Source organism: Pseudomonas sp. Emmai, from assembly GCF_055179735.1.
This window is the reverse complement of record NZ_CM143685.1, coordinates 573297-590821: the sequence shown is the minus strand read 5'-3', so window position 1 is coordinate 590821 and position 17525 is coordinate 573297. Positions and strand designations below refer to the sequence as shown.

Here is a 17525-nt window from a genome sequence, read left to right as displayed (position 1 = left end):
ATGACCCCACCCCGCGCAAGCGCTAGAATCGCAAACCCTGCCCGCGCCCTGGAGCGAAGATGGACATCAAGCAGCTCAAATTCCTCATCGCCCTCGACGAAACCCGGCACTTCGGCCAAGCCGCCGCGCGCTGTCACATCACCCAGCCAACCCTGTCCATGCGCCTGCGCAGCCTCGAAGAAGAACTGGAGCTGCCGCTGGTCAATCGCGGCCAGCGCTTCGAAGGCTTCACCGCGCCGGGCGAACGGGTGTTGGCCTGGGCGCGCACGGTGTTGGCGGCTTACGACGGGTTGCAGGCCGAGGCGGCGGCGTGTCGCGGTAATCTGGTGGGGACGTTGCGCCTGGGCGTGGTGCCGCTGTCGAGCTTCGACCCGCTGCCGTTGATGCAACGCCTGCACGCCGAACACCCGAACCTGCGCTTCGAACTGTCGGCGCTGAGTTCCGAGCAGATCCTCGAACAACTGGCGAACAATCGGCTGGACCTCGGCGTGTCCTACCTGGAGCGTCTCGACGGCGAGCGCTTCGATTCCCTGGCCTTCAGCGAAACCCGCATGGGCTTGCTCTATGACCAGCGTTTCTACACCTTCGGCGAGGCGCCGCTGAGTTGGGAATCACTGATCGAATTGCCCTTGGGCATGCTCACCAGCGGCATGCACTTTCGCCAGTCCATCGACCACAACTTCCACAGTCGCGGACTGACGCCCCAACCGTTGCTGCAAACCGACGCAGTCCACCAGTTATTACAAGCGGTGCATGGCGGCTTCTGTTGCGCGGTGATGCCTCTGGAGGGCGGCCTGGAAAATCTCACCGACCATCTACGCCTGCAACCCATCGAAAACGCGCAAACCCTAGGCCGGCTGGGGCTGATCATGCGTCGTAGCGCCCCGCGTTCGGCATTGGCGGAAGCCTGTTTTGCGATCTATCAGAAATCGTCGACAGGTTCTTGATCGACGTCATCTATCGGTACATCAGTACTAGTGATTAGACGCGACATGTTGACGCGCCTAGTCTTACAACTGATCAATCCGTTGGTGATGCCATGAACGCCAAGCGCCCTGCGAGCGCGGCGCCCGCACTCGAAACGCCCGCGCCAGACGCAAGCCAGACTTACAGTTACAGCGACCTTCAATACACCGATTCGGACAGCACCGCGCTGGCCGAGGAAGTCGCGTTGGCGATTGCCTACAACGGCATCAGCCAGGCCGTCATGTTGGTCACGCCAACCGATCTTGAAGACTTCATCGTCGGTTTCAGCCTCGGCAGCGGCATCATCGAAGACGCCACCGACATCTATGACCTGCAATTGACCGGCGAGGGTTCGGCGCAATACGCGCAAGTGACCATCGCCAACCGCGCCTTCTGGAACCTCAAGCAGCAACGTCGGCAACTGGCCGGCACCAGCGGTTGCGGGCTCTGTGGCGTGGAAGCGGTGGAACAAGCGTTGCCCGACCTCAAAGTGCTGCCCGGCGCGCCGTTGCCGCCCGCCGAATGGCTCGATGGCCTGCGCCAGCGCATCGGCGCCTTCCAGCCGCTGGGCCAGCATTGCGGCGCCGTGCATGCGGCGGTGTTCATGAACGGCCAGGGCGAATTGTTGATGGGTCGCGAAGACATCGGCCGGCACAACGCCCTCGACAAGCTCATCGGCGGCTTGATCCGCCAGAACATCCCGACTGCGGGCGGCGTGGCGATTGTCACCAGCCGTTGCAGCCTCGAACTGATCCAGAAAGTGCTGCGCGCCGGGATTCAAACCCTGGTCAGCCTATCGTCGCCCACCGGCCTTGCCGTGCAATGGGCCCGTCGGCACAACCTCAACCTCATCCACCTGCCGCAAAAAAGTGCGCCGCGGGTCTACAGCCCTGCGTTGGAGAATCAAGCGTGAGTCAACACAATCAAGCCGACCAGACACCCGTTCCGCGTTACAAGCCTTACAAGGGTCCGGCCGGTGGTTGGGGCGCACTGGCCAGCGTGGCCCGGGCTTGGTTGACCAGTGACAACGCACTGAAAAACCTGCGCATGATGCTCAAGACCAACAAGAACGGCGGGTTCGACTGCCCCGGTTGCGCCTGGGGCGACTCCAATGAAGCCGGCATGGTGGCGTTCTGCGAGAACGGCGCCAAGGCAGTGAACTGGGAAGCGACCAAACGTCGTGTCGATGGCGCATTCTTCGCCAAACACAGCGTCAGCTCCTTGCTGGAACAGAGTGATTACTGGCTTGAGTACCAAGGCCGTTTGACCGAGCCGATGAGCTACGACGCCGAAACCGATCGCTACAAGCCGATCAGCTGGGACGCGGCGTTCGCCTTGATCGCCAAACATTTGCAGGGCCTGTCGAGCCCGAACCAGGCCGAGTTCTACACTTCGGGCCGCGCCAGCAACGAAGCGGCGTACCTCTATCAATTGTTCGTGCGCAGCTACGGCACCAACAACTTCCCCGACTGCTCGAACATGTGCCACGAGGCCAGTGGTGTGGCGTTGGCGCAGAGCGTTGGCGTCGGCAAAGGCACCGTGACCTTCGACGATTTCGAACATGCCGATGCGATTTTTGTCTGGGGCCAGAACCCGGGCACCAACCACCCACGGATGCTCGAACCCCTGCGCGAAGCGGTAAAACGCGGCGCCCAAGTGGTGTGCATCAACCCGCTGAAAGAGCGTGGCCTGGAACGTTTCCAGCACCCGCAACACCCGATCGAAATGCTCACCAACAGCGACAAGCCGACCAACACCGCGTACTTCCGTCCGGCCCTGGGCGGCGACATGGCGATCATGCGCGGCATGGCCAAGTTCCTGCTGCAATGGGAGCGCGATGCGCAGAAGGCCGGTGAGCCTGCGGTGTTCGACCACGACTTCCTCAATGAACACAGCGTCAACGTACTGGAGTACCTGGGCATCGTCGACGACACGCCATGGGAGCAGATCGTCGAGCAGTCCGGCCTGCCGCTGGTGGAAATCGAGCAAGCGGCGCGCATGTACGCCAAGGCCAAGAACGTCATCATGTGTTGGGCGATGGGCATTACCCAGCATCGCCATTCGGTGGCGACCATCCAGGAAATCGCCAACCTGATGCTGCTGCGCGGCAACATCGGTCGGCCGGGTGCCGGTCTGTGCCCGGTGCGCGGTCACAGTAACGTGCAGGGCGACCGGACCATGGGCATCAACGAGCGTCCGCCGGTGGCGTTCCTCGATTCCCTGGAACGTCGCTTCCAGTTCAAGGTGCCACGCGACAACGGTCACAACGTGGTCGAGGCGATTCACGCCATGGCCGACGGTCGCGCCAAAGTCTTCATCGGCCTGGGCGGCAACTTCGCCCAAGCCACCCCGGACAGCCCGCGCACCTTTCAGGCCCTGAGCAATTGCGACCTGACTGTGCAAATCAGCACCAAGCTCAACCGCAGCCACTTGGCCCACGGTAAAGAAGCGCTGATCCTGCCGTGCCTGGGCCGCACCGACATCGATATCCAGACCGAAGGCCCGCAAGCCGTCACCGTGGAAGATTCGTTCAGCATGGTCCACGCCTCCAACGGTCAGTTGCAGGCGCTGTCGAAGCAGATGCGTTCGGAGCCGGCAATCATCGCCGGCATCGCCGCCGCGACTCTGGGCAGCAAACCGGTGGACTGGAACTGGCTGGTGGCCGACTACGACCGCATCCGCGACCTGATCGCCGACACCATTCCGGGTTTTCGCGATTTCAACGAGCGGGTGAAAAATCCGGGCGGCTTCTACCTCGGCAACAGTGCCGGTGCGCGCAAGTGGAACACGCCGTCGGGACGGGCCAATTTCCGTGCAAACGTTTTGCCGAAAGACCTGGTGCACGAACGCGCGCGTGCCACGGGTGTGTTGCCGGACCTGATCATGCAGTCGCTGCGTTCCCACGATCAGTACAACACCACGATTTATGGTCTGGATGACCGTTATCGCGGGGTGAAGGGTCAGCGGGATGTGTTGTTCGTGAACGAAGCGGACATCATTCGCCTGGGGTTCAAACCGGGGCAGAAGGCTGACATCGTGTCGATCTGGGACGATGGTCGTGAGCGTCGGGTGAAAGGCTTTACGCTGCTGGCGTTTGATATTCCGGCGGGCCAGGCGGCGGCGTATTACCCGGAAGTGAATCCGCTGGTGCCGCTGGAAAGCACCGGGGATGGCAGCCATACACCGACATCGAAATTTGTGGCGATCCGGTTGGAAATGGCCAGTGAGACGGGGTTGATCTTCGCGAAGTCGGCGTAACGCACATACCACTGTGGCGAGGGAGCTTGCTCCCGTTCGGCTGCGCAGCAGTCGCAAATCCGGCCAACCCAATCTATCTGGTAGATTGGGTTTGCTGCTTTTTGGGGGCCGCTTCGCGACCCAGCGGGAGCAAGCTCCCTCGCCACAGGATGATGTTCACCTCTGATTTCAGCGGTAATTCACTTTCCAATCGCCCACAAAAAAGGCCGTTTCTGCAAAGAAACGGCCTGTCCGAAGTAGCTAAAGACCGGCGAAAAACCCTTAAGTTCCGCTCAAAAAACAGTAACTTATAGAATTGTGTACAAGTCGTGTTACTCGTCGGATTTCGATTGTCACAATCAGGACACAGCCTCAGGATCGCGCCGTCATCCCCTTGAGGTTCCTCTATGAAGTTCTCCTCGATTCTCTTGTTGTCCCTTAGCCTGGCCAGTGGCTTAGCTTCTGCCGGAGGCACCACCGAAGCAGGTGTGGGCGGCGCATTGGGCGGGGTTTTGGGCTCGGTCGTCGGTCAATCACTAGGCGGCAATACCGGTTCCACCATTGGCGCGGCCCTGGGCGGCGCGGGTGGTAGTGCCGTCGGCGCCGACAAACGCAGCCGTGGCGAAGCCGCTATTGGCGGTGCGTTGGGCGCAGCGGGCGGTAACGTGGTCGGTCGCAGCCTGGGTGGCGGCACCGGCAGCCTGATCGGCTCCGCAGCCGGCGGTGGCGCTGGTGGCGCGCTGGGTAACTACATGGGCAACAAGAGCAATGAGGATGACGATCGTCGTTCGTATCGGGGTCGCGATGACCGTCGTTACTACCGTGACGACCACCGGGGTCGCGGTCATGCCTATGGCCACCGCAAGCATCACAAATACTATCGTCATCGCTGAGGCCGGCACGGCTTCGCGGTCAGGTAGGTCAGAAATCGCAGCCCCAGGGCTGCGATTTTTTTTGGCCTGTCAAACCACCAACCGTTCCAGCGCCCCGCGCAATCCGGCTGGAATCGCCACCGGCTGATTCGACGCCCGATCCACAAACACATGCACAAAGCGCCCAGCCGCACAGGCTTCCTCTTCACCTTGCTTGAACACGGCCAGTTCGTACTGCACTGAGCTGTTGCCCAACTTGCCAACCCGCAGGCCGATCTCGATGCGATCCGGGAAAGCGATGGACGCAAAGTAATCGCACGCCGAGCTCACCACAAAACCCACCACTTCGCCGTCATGGATATCCAGCCCGCCCACTTCGATCAGGTAGGTGTTCACGGCCGTGTCGAAAAAGCTGTAGTAGGTGACGTTGTTGACGTGACCATAGGCGTCGTTGTCATGCCAGCGGGTGGTGATGGGCTGGAAGTGCGGGTAGTCGGTGCGTTGGTTCATGGGGTTCTCGAAGATCGTTCCTACGCTCTGCGTGGGAATGCAGCCCGGGACGCTCTGCGTCCCAACAGCGGACGCAGAGCGTCCATGGAGGCGTTCCCACGCGGAGCATGGGAACGATCAAACAGGCGGAGTCTACCTGTCGGCAAACCCCTCACCCACCGCCGCCAACTCCCCAATCAACCGCGCCGGCTTCCACTGATCGCCCTGCCGGGTTTCCAGCGCCAGCAACCGCTGATGAATATCCGCCAATCCCTGCTGATCCGCCCAGGCCATCGGCCCGCCCTTGTCCGCCGGGAAGCCATAGCCATTGAGGTAAACCAGGTCAATGTCATGGGCTGATGCGGCAATGCCTTCCTCAAGAATCTTCGCCCCTTCGTTGACCAGCGCCAGCAAACACCGCTCCAGCACCTCCTCAGGCCCGATCTCACGCCGCTGGAAGCCCAAACCCTCGCTGACCTTCAACACCAGCGCATCGACCTCCACATCGTGCTCAGCCTGCCGGCTGCCCGGCTCATAGTGGTAATAACCGTTGCCGCTCTTCTGGCCAAACCGTCCCAACTCACACAAGCGATTGTCGATCTGAACCTCGGGCGCATCCTGACCTTTACCGGCCAGTTCGCGGGCCCGCCATTCCAGATCGATGCCGACCACGTCGTACATGCGAAACGGCCCCATGGCGAAACCGAAGCCTTGCAGCGCCGCGTCCACCTGATAGGGGAAAGCCCCTTCTAGCAGCATCTTGCGCGCCTCGAGCACGTAGGTATGCAGCATGCGATTGCCGATAAAACCGTGACAGTTGCCCGACACGACGCTGACCTTGCCCATGCGCTTGCCCAGATCCTGCGCGGCATCGAGCACTGCCGGAGCGGTTTGCGCACCGCGAACGATCTCCAGCAGTTTCATGATGTGCGCCGGGCTGAAGAAGTGCAGGCCCAGCACTTGATTCGGCCGGCGAGTGGCGGCGGCAATCGCGTCGATGTCCAGCGCCGACGTGTTGCTGGCCAGGATCGCTTCGGGCTTAAGCAGGCCATCCAGTTCACGGAAGATTTTCTGCTTCAATTCGAGGTTTTCGTACACCGCTTCAATCACCAGATCGACATCACGGATTGCCGCGTAATCGGCAGCCGATTTTATCCGCGCAATACGAGCATCGGCTTCAGCCTGATCGATCCGGCCCTGGCGCACATTATTGGCGTAGGTCTCAGCGACGGCGGCCAGCGCCTGTTCCAGCATCTGCGGATTGTTATCGACCCACTGCACCGGCACCCCGGCATTGGCCAGGCACATGACAATGCCTCGGCCCATGGTGCCCGCGCCGATCACGGCGGCGCGCTGAATATCGAACGGCGTCTGGCTCATTGTTGTTCTCTTGTTGGCGGCTCAGGGATAGCCTTCACCATAGTCAGCCATCGCACGTTTTTGAAATTTATTCGTGTGATGGGAGACATTCAGGGGATGGATGCGCCCCAAGGCATCAGAGATGCGCCTGCGCCCATTCCCGCACATCGGCATACGGATAATCCTCCAGCGCACCCGAGCCCGGAATCGATCGCGCCTTGAGCTTGGTAAACAACGGCACACTGATCCCGCACAGAAACCGCGTCACCCGCTCCGCCGACGGAAAATACCCGGTGTGCTGCTCATGCCTGTGGATAAAGTCACCACACAGCGCTTCAAAGTTTTTATCCACAAGCGCTGGCAACTCTGGCGGTGCCGGCAGCCGCGCCACATCCCCGTGACACACCGAACAATGCCCGCACTGCCGGGGTGCGTTTTCGTCGCCGAAATATTCGGCCAGGCGATAACCCAGACAGTGATCGGTGGCGAACAGATCGAGCATCGCGTGGATCCGTGCGATCTCGGTTTGCTCATGCCGAGTGAAGTAGGCGTGCAGCTCTTCGCTCAGGGCCTGGGCATCAAAACCGGTTTGCAGCAGGCTGTAGACCTCGGTCATCTGCTTGCTTTCCAGTTCGACCCAGCCCTTCTCCTGGAAATAATCCAGCGCCTTGACCACCCGATTGCGCTCGGCCGAATGCTGCTCGTACAGCGCATCGAAATTCACCGTCGCCCAGGTCCGCGCACGGGTGGAGGTCTGGATAATCGCCGCGACGAAATCCTTGCGCTCACCCTCGAAACGGGCGAGCAACGCCTCGGGTTCCTGCAAATATTTGAAACGGTATTCCGCGTAATAGGCATAGCGCGGAGCGATGATTCCGCGCAGCTCCAATTGCACCAGCAAGGTCTTGAGCGGCAACTGACGAATGTTGCTCTGATCCGCCAACGGCCCCAGCAGAAACTCCCATTGACCTTCGGGAGCAGCCGCTTGCAACTCGTCGAGCACGCAGCGAATGCCATCCCGTTCCGGCGTGTCGCCGTAGACGAAGTTTTCCAGCACGTTGAGGCTGTCGCGGTTGGCTAAGACGAGGCAGTCGGAGGGCTGCCCGTCACGCCCGGCGCGACCGATTTCCTGGCTGTAGTTTTCGATGGATTTGGGCAGGTCGAAATGCACGACGTTGCGGATGTCGCTTTTATCGATGCCCATCCCGAACGCAATGGTGGCGACGATGCAATTCGACTGCCCGCCCATGAAGCGCTTCTGAATGCCTTCCCGTTGTTCATGGGGTAAACCGGCGTGATAGGCCTCGGCCTGAATGCCGTTGCGGCCCAGATGCTCGGCTATGTGCTCGGCGGTTTTCTGCAGGGTGACGTAGACGATGCTCGGCTGGCCGGGACGCTGGCTCATCCACTCAACCAGACGTCGGCGTTTGTCCTGGCCGCGCACCGGTTCCACCAGCAGGTTGAGGTTCGGCCGATAGAAACCAGTGGTCACCACGTCTTCGGGGGCAATGGCGAATTTCGCCTCCATGTCGGCGATGACTTTGGGCGTCGCCGTGGCGGTCAGCAGCAAGGCCTGGGGGATGTTGAACTGGCGCTGATAGTCCGGAAGCTTGAGGTAGTCGGGGCGGAAGTTGTGGCCCCATTCCGAGATGCAGTGCGCCTCGTCCACCACCAGCAGCGAGATCGGCACCTGCTGCAAGAAATTGCGGAAGCGCTCGTTCTTCAGGCGCTCCACGGAAATCATCAGAATCTTCAACTCGCCCGACTTGGCCCGGGCCATCACGTCACTGGCGTCGTCGCGGCTCTGGGCCGAATCGATACTGCCCGCCGAAATGCCATGGCGTTGCAGGAACGCCAACTGATCCTGCATCAACGCCAGCAGTGGCGACACCACCAACGTCAGGTGCGGCAGCAATAGCGCCGGCAATTGATAACACAGGGACTTGCCCGAGCCGGTAGGGAAAATCGCCGCTGCCGAGCGCCCGGCCAACACCGCGCTGACCGCTGCCTCCTGGCCGGGCCGAAACTGTGGATAACCGAAAACCTGTTCCAGGGTGTTGTGCATAAGCTGTCACTCCGTTGACTGCTGCGATGCCAAAAGCCTAGCCGGCGATTGCAGCGAGTCGAGAAAAGGTCGGGGACCAAAACGATACGGGATGATACAGCCTTCGCCGCCCAGGGCTTTTGCCACAGAATGAAACAAACGAAACACTTTAGGCTCTCGCGGCACCAGCCGATCTGCAGGTAATGTTCGTCCTCACAAAACCACTGTCCGCGCACCTCCCATCATGGCAGGACGCCTGATGCGCGCGGATCCAGACGAGGGAACGACCATGCTGCCCACACCACTTTATCCAATAGCTTTTGCCTCTCTGCTGCTCACCGGTTGTATGCAGCTCCCCGAAGATCCACCGCTCCTCGCCACGTTCGAAACCCCGGAATATCAGGCCCAGAAAGGCCTGGCAGTGATTAATGCCGCAAGCCTCTACGCACGCGGCGGCACCGGTCAGGACGTGTCCGTTGCGCTGATCGACTCAGGCCTGAACAGCCTGTTGCCGGAGTTTCAAGGGCGGGTCCGTGACCCGGGATTCGACTACGTCGAGCAAAAGGTCGGCACCATTGACCGGATCGGTCACGGCACTCAAATGGCCGGTATTCTCGCGGCCAACAAGGATGATCAGGGCATGCACGGCGTCGCGTACAACGCGCAACTGATCCCCTTCCGATTCGGCGACGACAATGAGCCGTTTTTTTTCGACAATGAAATCGCGCGCTCCTGGCAGTCAGGTTTCGATAAGGGCGCACGAATCCTCAGTAACTCATGGGCCAATGCCATCCCGGCGACTGAGATTAATGAGGCGCGCTATCGCCAGGTAATGCCCGAATCGATGACGACCGCGCAAAAGCTTGTGCAGGAAGGCGCGGTGTTTGTGTTTCCGACCGGCAACGAACTGAAAAGAGAACCGTTGGCCGAGCCCGGTTTGCCCATCGCATCACCCGAGCTGGAGAAGGGATGGCTGGCGGTGGTCGCGCTGAAAAATGACGGCAGCGCCATCAATGCAAAATCCAATTACTGCGGCGTGGCAGCAGACTGGTGCATCGCCGCACCGGGTGGCGACGCGGGCGAAGAAAATGGCTTGCTGACGACCAGCAAGGACGGCAAATACGTACAAACCGCGGGCACGTCGCCTGCCACTGCACTGGTCAGCGGCGCACTGGCAGCCCTGCAAAGCCATTATCCCGAGCTCAGCGCCCAGCAAGTGCGCGATCACCTGTTGGCGACCGCCAATCGAACCGGCATCTACGCCAACAGTGAAGCCTATGGCAGAGGGCTGCTGGACCTTGACGCTGCATCGCGCCAGCCTCCACAGCGGATGAATAATTGATTCAAGCTGCTTAAGGAATCAACACCGCCACTCGCAGCTGCTCATTCAGCGCCTGCTCATGAAATACCCGGCTCTTGCTCGCCCAGGCGGCATAAGCCGGGCTGATATCACCGGTGAACGCCGCTGCCAACTGACGCAAATCAGCAACGCTGCGCACACGCGGACAGAAGAGTTCGCCATCGCAGTTCTGGCTGGCATTGCGGTAAGTGGTGAGCAAGCGATCCCACAAGCCGTCACGCACTTGTCGCACAGACTTGAGTTTCACCGCCTGCACGCCCAGTCGTTGTTTCAGACCGGGTTCGTCCAGCGCTTCGCTGTCCAGCAGCGCCTTGCCAATCATCAGCACTTCGGCGCGGGACGCGGTATCGACTTTAGCCTGAGTGGTCAGGGCGTCCGGCCAACCGGTGCGGTCCATATTGGCCTGCACCATCGAACCACCCGCGTCAGTGGCGACCGCCACACGACAGACACCGGCCCACAACAACACCATCGAGGCCATACGTAGCCAATGCATACCTAATTCCCTTTAAGCGTGTGTCAGACGTTCGGAAACGTCCTACAGATTCTGGCGCGCACCATACAGAGGTTTGCCGCGCAATGCCTGACAAACCCGTGGGAAATTTAACCCGTAAGGGTTTTTCCATAAAAACCCTCGGCAAACGCGTAGGCCAAGTCCTAAAACACAGGTAAAACCCCTACGAATCCTGTCCATCGCGGTCCTATAGCCGCGCCGTGTGATGCCCTTTTATAGTCTTTGGCGCGGCTGAATCAGTGTCTCGGCCTGCCGTGATTTCGCACAGGACGAACCTTGATGAACACGCTCCAATCACAGACCGACCGCTATCGCCCTCTCAAGTCCAGCTACAGCGACACCCCGGTGCTGGTCATCGATACCGAAGCCGACCCGCACGAAATCCTCGACGCCGCCCGCCAACGCATCGGCGCCGCCAACGACCTGCTCGAAACGCTTTATTGCCAGAGTTTCAATGAAGCGGATATCAAGGACATTCCACATATCATTAATGCACTTTACTTATTAACCCAAGACGGGCACCAACTTCTGGAAGTTGCAACAACACGAATAAAACCCTGATACGAAACCGGCAATAACTCACTGCTTTATTATTTATCCGACTAAAACTGGTCTGCAGACTCTTATAATCCATCAAGTCTTTTGTGGTACCGGCTCGACTAAATTTGATAACAAGAACCCTGTTTACCGAGACGGTGGGCGAGGTCGAAAAACACGACGTGTTTAAAAGACTGGCGAATCCGTAGGAACGGCCTATCAAAGCTTCGTCCCGTTCCTACAAGCGAAGACTCCTTGTCTTCTATCGCAGCCCCGCAGCCCATCTCTATAGTTGTGACTGTCGCTGCCAAATCAGCGACTCGGGCTTGGTCACCCGTATTAGATTCACGCACGCACCCGTTGTATGCTGCCGGCACTTTTGTGTCAGTACGCTTTATGGCGGCTGTGTTTGGGACGTCTTTAGGCGTGCCGGGTAAGCGTGCGATCTCACCGGTTGACCAACCCGAACACAGTCGCCTCCCATCGCTTGGTCACGATGACGGCGCTAACTTCTGACACATTTCGAGATTGCACACCATGAATAGCTGGAATCCGTTCACCAACGATCGCTACCTTCCACTCCAAACCAACCTCACCGACTCCCCGCCCCTGATCATCGACACAGAGGCCAACCCCCAGGACATCCTCGAAGCCGCCCTCCAGCGAATCCGAGCCTCCAGCGACCTCCTCAAAACCCTGCACTGCACCTGTTTCAAAAACGGCGACGTCGAAGACATCCCCCACATCACCCACGCGCTCTACCTGCTCAGCCAGGACGGCTGCGACCTACTCAAAGTCGCCCAACAACGCATGATGGGCTGGAAAGCACCCGCCTGACACCCAGCGAAGATCGTTCCCACGCTCCGCGTGGGAATGCCTCAACGGACGCTCCGCGTTCGGCTCTTGGGACGCAGAGCGTCCCGGGCTGCATTCCCACGCAGAGCGTGGGAACGATCAAAATTTGATCAACACCTAACACGCCGCAAAATCATGCTTAATCCACCTCATCAAAATGCCGCTGATGGAAGACGCACCATGAACCTAGCCCCCAACTTCCCCGACGACCACGCCATGCACCTGCTCATGCAGTTATTGCACGAAGAACTCGGCCTGCCCGAACGCAAAACCATCAGCCTCGCCACCTCGATCAACTTCGACCTCGGCTGCGACGGCGCTGACGCGCAAAACCTGATGGAAGCACTGGAAGAACAGTTTGGAATCGACTTCGTCGACTACGACGCCTATCGCTACTTCCAACCCGAAGGGTTAGATGTACATCTCAAGCGCAGAGCCAAGGGGCGCGGCGACAAAGTCCCGCTGACCATCGGCATGCTTTACCAAGCAGTCAAGGCGCAACGGTGGGATACGCAATCTCTAGAAGGTCTCTAACAAATATATAAGTGGCAATATTCTGACTATTTATCGTTAATTCAATTGGAATATTGGCAGTTATCAGAATCGGCTGACGACGGCAGCCGTACTGATAATGAAGCCTTGATGCGTTCTGAACGCCACCCAGCAAACCACAACATAAGTGCTATTATTCTGGCAGTTAAGAGCCAAAAATGAAGGAATAATGGCACATGGCTAAGAAAACAGCGCCGCTCATGCCATCCGCATCCAGACTGCTCGCGGAGTTTGGCGAACGCCTGAAACTCGCTCGATTACGCCGCAGGCTGACCGCAAAGCAAGTCGCCGAAAGGGCAGGCATGTCGCTGACAACGCTTCGCTCTCTGGAGTCCGGCGGTTCAGGCGTGACGATAGGGGCGTACATGTCTGTGATGCAGGTTCTGGGCTTGGAGAAAGACTTGAACAAGCTCGCTGCAACCGATGAGTTGGGACGCCAGCTGCAAGACGCGCGATTAACTACACAGGCGAACGCGGCAGCCAGTAAACGCCAACGAGTGCGCAACATGTCCTCCACAAAGGCGTCGTCACCGATTCGCGACAGGACGGAGGAAGCGTCGCAAAGCCCCATCTCCGATTCGGATATTGAGGTCGACTTCCCATTGAACACTCACTCGTTTTCCAAGTTGTTTACCACGAAAAAAAACAAACCTGAGACGGATTGAAAATGACACTGATCGCGGTGTATGCCGATTGGGAAACCCTGAACGGACCAAGGCGTCTTGGGTTTCTCCATGCCCGAAAGGCTCGCTCCACCAACGTGTTCGAGTTCGAATACGACCCTGCCGCTTTGGCCGATCCCGAGTTGAACTTCACGACGCTGGATCCCCGCATCGGGCTCTTCGAAGGACGACAGCTCCCTGGGCAACACCAGACCCGCTTCGGCGTTTTTGCCGACTCAAGCCCGGATCGCTGGGGACAATTGCTGATGAAGCGCCGACTGGAACGAGACATCCGCGAAGGCTTGGTCCCAAAAGGCACAAAGCTCTACGAGTCCGATTACCTGCTAGGCGTTCATGACCTCTATCGAGTCGGAGCTATCCGCTACAAGTTGAATGACGAAGGCAGTTTCCTGGACGATCGAGATAACTTGGCAGCACCGCCCTTTACCGAACTACGCGCGTTGGAGCAGGCAAGCCTCGCACTGGAAAACGACCCCGACAACACCTCACTCGATGGACGCGAGTGGTTGAGAATGTTGATCGCACCCGGTGGCTCACTGGGTGGCGCCAGACCCAAAGCCAGCGTAGCCGACAAGAACGGTCATCTGTGGATCGCCAAATTCCCGAGCACTCGTGACGACTACGACGTCGGTGGCTGGGAATTCGTGGTGAACGCCTTGGCAGACCAGTGTGGCCTGCGAGTGGCCAGGGGAATGGCGCAACGCTATGCGAGCGACCACCACTGCTTCATGGTCAAACGCTTCGACCGCACCGCAACGAATGGGAGGCTGCATTTCGCCTCAGCCATGACCATGACTGACCGCGTGGACGGTGACGATGCGTCGGTAGGCGCCAGTTACCTTGAGCTGGCTGAAGTACTCGTGCGGCACGGCTCAGAGCCCGACGAAGATCTACGCGAATTGTGGTCGCGGATCGTATTCAACATCCTGGTCTCCAATACCGACGACCACATGCGCAACCATGGCTTTCTTCTTGATCCTGGTCGTGGCTGGCGCTTGTCTAATGCCTACGACATGAATCCGGTGGCACATGCCGATGGGTTGAAGCTCAACATTACCGATGCCGACAACGCCTTGGATCTCGAACTCGCTCGCGAAGTGGCCAAAATCTTTCGGGTTAGTCGTGATGATGCAGAAGAAATTATTGAGCGTTTCCAAGACGTGGTGAGCCAGTGGCCAAAAGTGGCTAGCGCGGCGGGATTGTCGAAGCGTGAACAAGACAATATGGCTTCAGCGTTTCGCCTGTCCGCCAAATGACCCTCTACTGCTCTTCTTTCGCCCACAAAAAAGCCGCCCTAAAAGGGCGGCTTTTTCATTTCGCTAAACCCAAACCTTACAACTTAGGCCCAGCCGCCTTAATCGCATCACTCACTTCAAACTTCTTGAAGTTCTCAACAAACAACCCAGCCAACGCTTTAGCCGCTTCATCGTAAGCAGCCTTGTCAGCCCAGGTATTACGCGGGTTCAACAGGCCAGTCTCAACACCAGGAACAGCCAACGGCACGTCCAGGTTGATGGTGTCCAGGTGTTCGGTTTCAACGCCAATCAACGCACCGCTCTGGATCGCTGCGATCACGCCACGGGTGGTCGGGATGTTGAAGCGTTTGCCGACGCCGTAGCCGCCGCCAGTCCAACCGGTGTTGACCAGGTAGACCTTGGAGCCGAAGCCGCGGATGCGTTTGATCAGCAGTTCTGCGTATTCGCCGGCCGGACGCGGGAAGAACGGTGCGCCGAAGCAGGTGGAGAAGGTGGATTTGATGCCGCTGCCGGAACCCATTTCGGTCGAGCCCACCAGTGCGGTGTAGCCGGACAGGAAGTGGTAGGCCGCTTGTTCTTCGCTGAGGATCGAGACTGGCGGCAGCACGCCGGTCAGGTCGCAGGTCAGGAAGATCACAGCGTTTGGCTCGCCACCGAGGTTCTTCTCGGAACGCTTGGCAACGTGCTCCAGCGGGTAGGCGGCGCGGCTGTTCTGGGTCAGGCTGACATCGGCGTAGTCAGCGTGCTTGGCGTCGTCGATGACGACGTTTTCCAGGACGGCGCCGTGCTTGATGGCTTTCCAGATGACCGGCTCGTTCTTCTCGGAGAGGTCGATGCACTTGGCGTAGCAGCCGCCTTCGATGTTGAAGACAACGCCTTCGCCCCAGCCGTGTTCGTCGTCACCGATCAGGTAACGGCTTTCGTCGGCGGACAGTGTGGTTTTGCCGGTGCCGGACAGACCGAAGAACAGGGTCACGTCGCCTGCTTCGCCGATGTTGGCGGCGCAGTGCATTGGCAGCACGTCCGAAGCCGGCAGCAGGTAGTTCTGCACGGAGAACATGGCTTTCTTCATTTCACCGGCGTAACGCATGCCGGCGATCAGCACTTTTTTCTGTGCGAAGTTCAGGATCACGCAACCGTCGGAGTTGGTGCCGTCACGCTCAGGCACGCACTCGAAATTGGCCACGTTGAGCACTTGCCATTCGTCACGACCGGCCGGGTTGTACTTCTCCGGGTTGATGAACAGGCAACGACCGAACAGGTTCTGCCAGGCAGTCTGGGTGGTCATCTTCACAGCCAGGTAGTGGTCTTCAGACGCACCTACATGCACGTGGGAAACGAAATGCTCTTGCGCGTTGTTGAACGCCTCGACGCGAGCCCACAGGGCATCGAACTTGTCGGCCGGGAACTTGCGGTTGATCGGGCCCCAGGCGATGGAAGCCGAAGTGGACGGCTCGTCAACGATGAAACGATCGACTGGCGAGCGGCCGGTGCGGTGACCGGTGCGAACAACCAGCGCGCCGGTATCGGCAAGCTCGCCTTCACCGCGATTCAAGGCTTCTTTTACCAGATCATCAACACTCAGATCGGTGTACACGGCGTTATTGGCTTGCGTCATGAGATTCCCCGTCGGCCAGTGGCCGAGTGTGCTCCAAACGTTTTGTAGTAGAAAGTCGTGCACTACTACCGCGACAAAAAGTGGGCCGGATTATGCCAGAAACGCCCAAAAATAGTAGGGCCCTCCCGTCGTAACGGCGTTATTCCGGCGCTAACCAGTGAATTTACCTGCGCTGAACCGTTTTAGTGCCGGGTATCTGACGGCGTATCGACACCCGCGCCGGCGAACAATTGAGTGATATCCGCGGCATCGAACAGGTAGCGCTGGTTGCAAAACTGGCAATCGATCTCGATGTGGCCGCCGTGTTCGATCACCAGCGACTGGGCATCTTCCAGACCCAAGCTGACCAGCGCATTGGCAGAACGTTCGCGCGAGCAACTGCAACGGAAGCGCAGTTTCTGCACATCGAACAGGCGCACCTGCTCTTCGTGGTAGAGGCGATGGAGCACGGTTTCGTTGTCCAGGCTCAGCAATTCGTCGGCGGTCAGGGTGCTGCCCAGCGCGGTGATGTGCTGCCAACTGGCGGCGCGTTCTTCTTCGTCTTTCAGACGGTCGGCAGGCAATTGCTGCAGCAACAGGCCACGGGCGCGACGGCCGTCGGCGTACAGCCAGAAGCGCGTGCCGACTTGCTGGGACATGACGAAGTAGTTGGTGAAGCACTCGGACAGGGTTTCGCCGTCGAGGTCGACGATGCCCTGGTAACGCTGGCCCTGGGTCGGGTCGACGGTCAGCGCCAACACGCCGTTGGGCATGAGGTCGGCGAGGGTCGCGTCGGGGGCAATCTGGTCGGCTTCGTAACGGGCCAGGCCACGGATTTCGCGCTCGCTGGAACACTCGATCATCAGCAGCGGGATCGGGCCATCGGAACGCGCCTGCAGGATCAGCAGCCCATCAAACTTGAGGGTGCCCACCAGCAACGCGGCGGCGGCCATCAGTTCGCCCAGCAGTTGCGCAACCGGCTCTGGGTAGGGGTGTTTGGCCAGCACTTCGGCATAGCTACGTTCCAACGCCACCAGCTCGCCGCGGGTGTCGCTGTCATCGAAGATGAAGCGTTGGGTGAAGTCGGAATCCGGTAGATCGGTCATAGGTCTGGGTATCTGAAGTGATGACAATTTAGTTACAAGTAGTGACAATTACGCTTCGCGGCACCGTTTTGGTGCGCAATGTTCAGCCATTGGAGGCA

General features: G+C 59.2%; 16 protein-coding genes. 10 read left to right on the top strand and 6 right to left on the bottom strand.

All coding sequences use genetic code 11. The features are described from left to right. Positions 1 to 59: 59 nt before the first annotated feature. From ACY4LX_RS02610 to ACY4LX_RS02595, 4 genes are all read left to right on the top strand, one after another. Positions 60 to 947: a LysR family transcriptional regulator gene (locus tag ACY4LX_RS02610; protein ID WP_463259098.1), complete on the top strand. Its 888-nt coding sequence runs from the start codon at positions 60 to 62 to the stop codon at positions 945 to 947. A gap of 92 nt (positions 948 to 1039) precedes the next feature. Then, positions 1040 to 1879 (top strand): formate dehydrogenase accessory sulfurtransferase FdhD, encoded by an 840-nt coding sequence (gene fdhD, locus ACY4LX_RS02605; RefSeq protein ID WP_149659053.1) that lies wholly within the window; start codon positions 1040 to 1042, stop codon positions 1877 to 1879. Next, positions 1876 to 4224 carry an FdhF/YdeP family oxidoreductase gene (locus ACY4LX_RS02600; RefSeq protein WP_463259097.1) on the top strand — a complete coding sequence of 783 codons (2349 nt, stop codon included), beginning with the start codon at positions 1876 to 1878 and terminating at the stop codon, positions 4222 to 4224. Before fdhD ends, ACY4LX_RS02600 begins: the two co-directional genes overlap by 4 nt. A 386-nt stretch (positions 4225 to 4610) precedes the next feature. After that, positions 4611 to 5096: a glycine zipper domain-containing protein gene (locus tag ACY4LX_RS02595; protein ID WP_463259096.1), complete on the top strand. Its 486-nt coding sequence runs from the start codon at positions 4611 to 4613 to the stop codon at positions 5094 to 5096. Positions 5097 to 5165: 69 nt separating this feature from the next. Here ACY4LX_RS02595 and ACY4LX_RS02590 read toward each other — a convergent pair whose 3' ends face one another. The 3 genes from ACY4LX_RS02590 to ACY4LX_RS02580 form a co-directional block, all read right to left on the bottom strand. After that, entirely contained in the window at positions 5166 to 5585 is a 420-nt protein-coding gene (locus ACY4LX_RS02590) for an acyl-CoA thioesterase (protein ID WP_149659050.1), read from the bottom strand. 132 nt (positions 5586 to 5717) lie between these two features. Further along, entirely contained in the window at positions 5718 to 6944 is a 1227-nt protein-coding gene (locus tag ACY4LX_RS02585; RefSeq protein WP_463259095.1) for a 3-hydroxyacyl-CoA dehydrogenase, read from the bottom strand. Between the two features lie 115 nt (positions 6945 to 7059). Next, complete coding sequence (locus ACY4LX_RS02580) at positions 7060 to 8988, bottom strand: RecQ family ATP-dependent DNA helicase (protein ID WP_463259094.1); 1929 nt, start codon at positions 8986 to 8988, stop codon at positions 7060 to 7062. Positions 8989 to 9256: 268 nt separating this feature from the next. On the opposite strand from ACY4LX_RS02580, the gene ACY4LX_RS02575 reads away from it, so the two are divergent. Then, complete coding sequence (locus ACY4LX_RS02575) at positions 9257 to 10309, top strand: S8 family peptidase (protein ID WP_463259093.1); 1053 nt, start codon at positions 9257 to 9259, stop codon at positions 10307 to 10309. 10 nt (positions 10310 to 10319) lie between these two features. On the opposite strand, the gene ACY4LX_RS02570 is transcribed toward ACY4LX_RS02575, so the two are convergent. Then, positions 10320 to 10823, bottom strand: coding sequence for a polysaccharide deacetylase (locus tag ACY4LX_RS02570; RefSeq protein WP_463259092.1), 504 nt, complete (start codon positions 10821 to 10823; stop codon positions 10320 to 10322). Positions 10824 to 11120: 297 nt separating this feature from the next. Here ACY4LX_RS02570 and ACY4LX_RS02565 point away from each other — a divergent pair, with 297 nt between their 5' ends. From ACY4LX_RS02565 to ACY4LX_RS02545, 5 genes are all read left to right on the top strand, one after another. Next, a complete protein-coding gene (locus tag ACY4LX_RS02565; protein ID WP_149659046.1) occupies positions 11121 to 11402 on the top strand; it encodes a hypothetical protein in 282 nt (93 codons plus the stop codon). A gap of 513 nt (positions 11403 to 11915) precedes the next feature. Then, the gene (locus ACY4LX_RS02560) at positions 11916 to 12215 is read left to right on the top strand and encodes a hypothetical protein (protein WP_149659045.1); all 300 of its coding nucleotides are present in this window, start codon (positions 11916 to 11918) and stop codon (positions 12213 to 12215) included. A 198-nt stretch (positions 12216 to 12413) separates the two neighbouring features. Further along, the gene (locus tag ACY4LX_RS02555) at positions 12414 to 12767 is read left to right on the top strand and encodes a DUF1493 family protein (RefSeq protein WP_463259091.1); all 354 of its coding nucleotides are present in this window, start codon (positions 12414 to 12416) and stop codon (positions 12765 to 12767) included. 194 nt (positions 12768 to 12961) lie between these two features. Next, entirely contained in the window at positions 12962 to 13450 is a 489-nt protein-coding gene (locus ACY4LX_RS02550; RefSeq protein WP_463259090.1) for a helix-turn-helix domain-containing protein, read from the top strand. A gap of 2 nt (positions 13451 to 13452) precedes the next feature. Further along, positions 13453 to 14724 (top strand): type II toxin-antitoxin system HipA family toxin, encoded by a 1272-nt coding sequence (locus tag ACY4LX_RS02545; protein WP_463259089.1) that lies wholly within the window; start codon positions 13453 to 13455, stop codon positions 14722 to 14724. A 76-nt stretch (positions 14725 to 14800) separates the two neighbouring features. Here ACY4LX_RS02545 and ACY4LX_RS02540 read toward each other — a convergent pair whose 3' ends face one another. Together ACY4LX_RS02540 and hslO are read right to left on the bottom strand one after the other, a co-directional pair. Beyond that, positions 14801 to 16342 carry a phosphoenolpyruvate carboxykinase gene (locus ACY4LX_RS02540; RefSeq protein WP_149659042.1) on the bottom strand — a complete coding sequence of 514 codons (1542 nt, stop codon included), beginning with the start codon at positions 16340 to 16342 and terminating at the stop codon, positions 14801 to 14803. A 182-nt stretch (positions 16343 to 16524) separates the two neighbouring features. Then, positions 16525 to 17427 carry an Hsp33 family molecular chaperone HslO gene (gene hslO / locus ACY4LX_RS02535; RefSeq protein WP_123515852.1) on the bottom strand — a complete coding sequence of 301 codons (903 nt, stop codon included), beginning with the start codon at positions 17425 to 17427 and terminating at the stop codon, positions 16525 to 16527. Between the last annotated feature and the right edge of the window lie 98 nt (positions 17428 to 17525).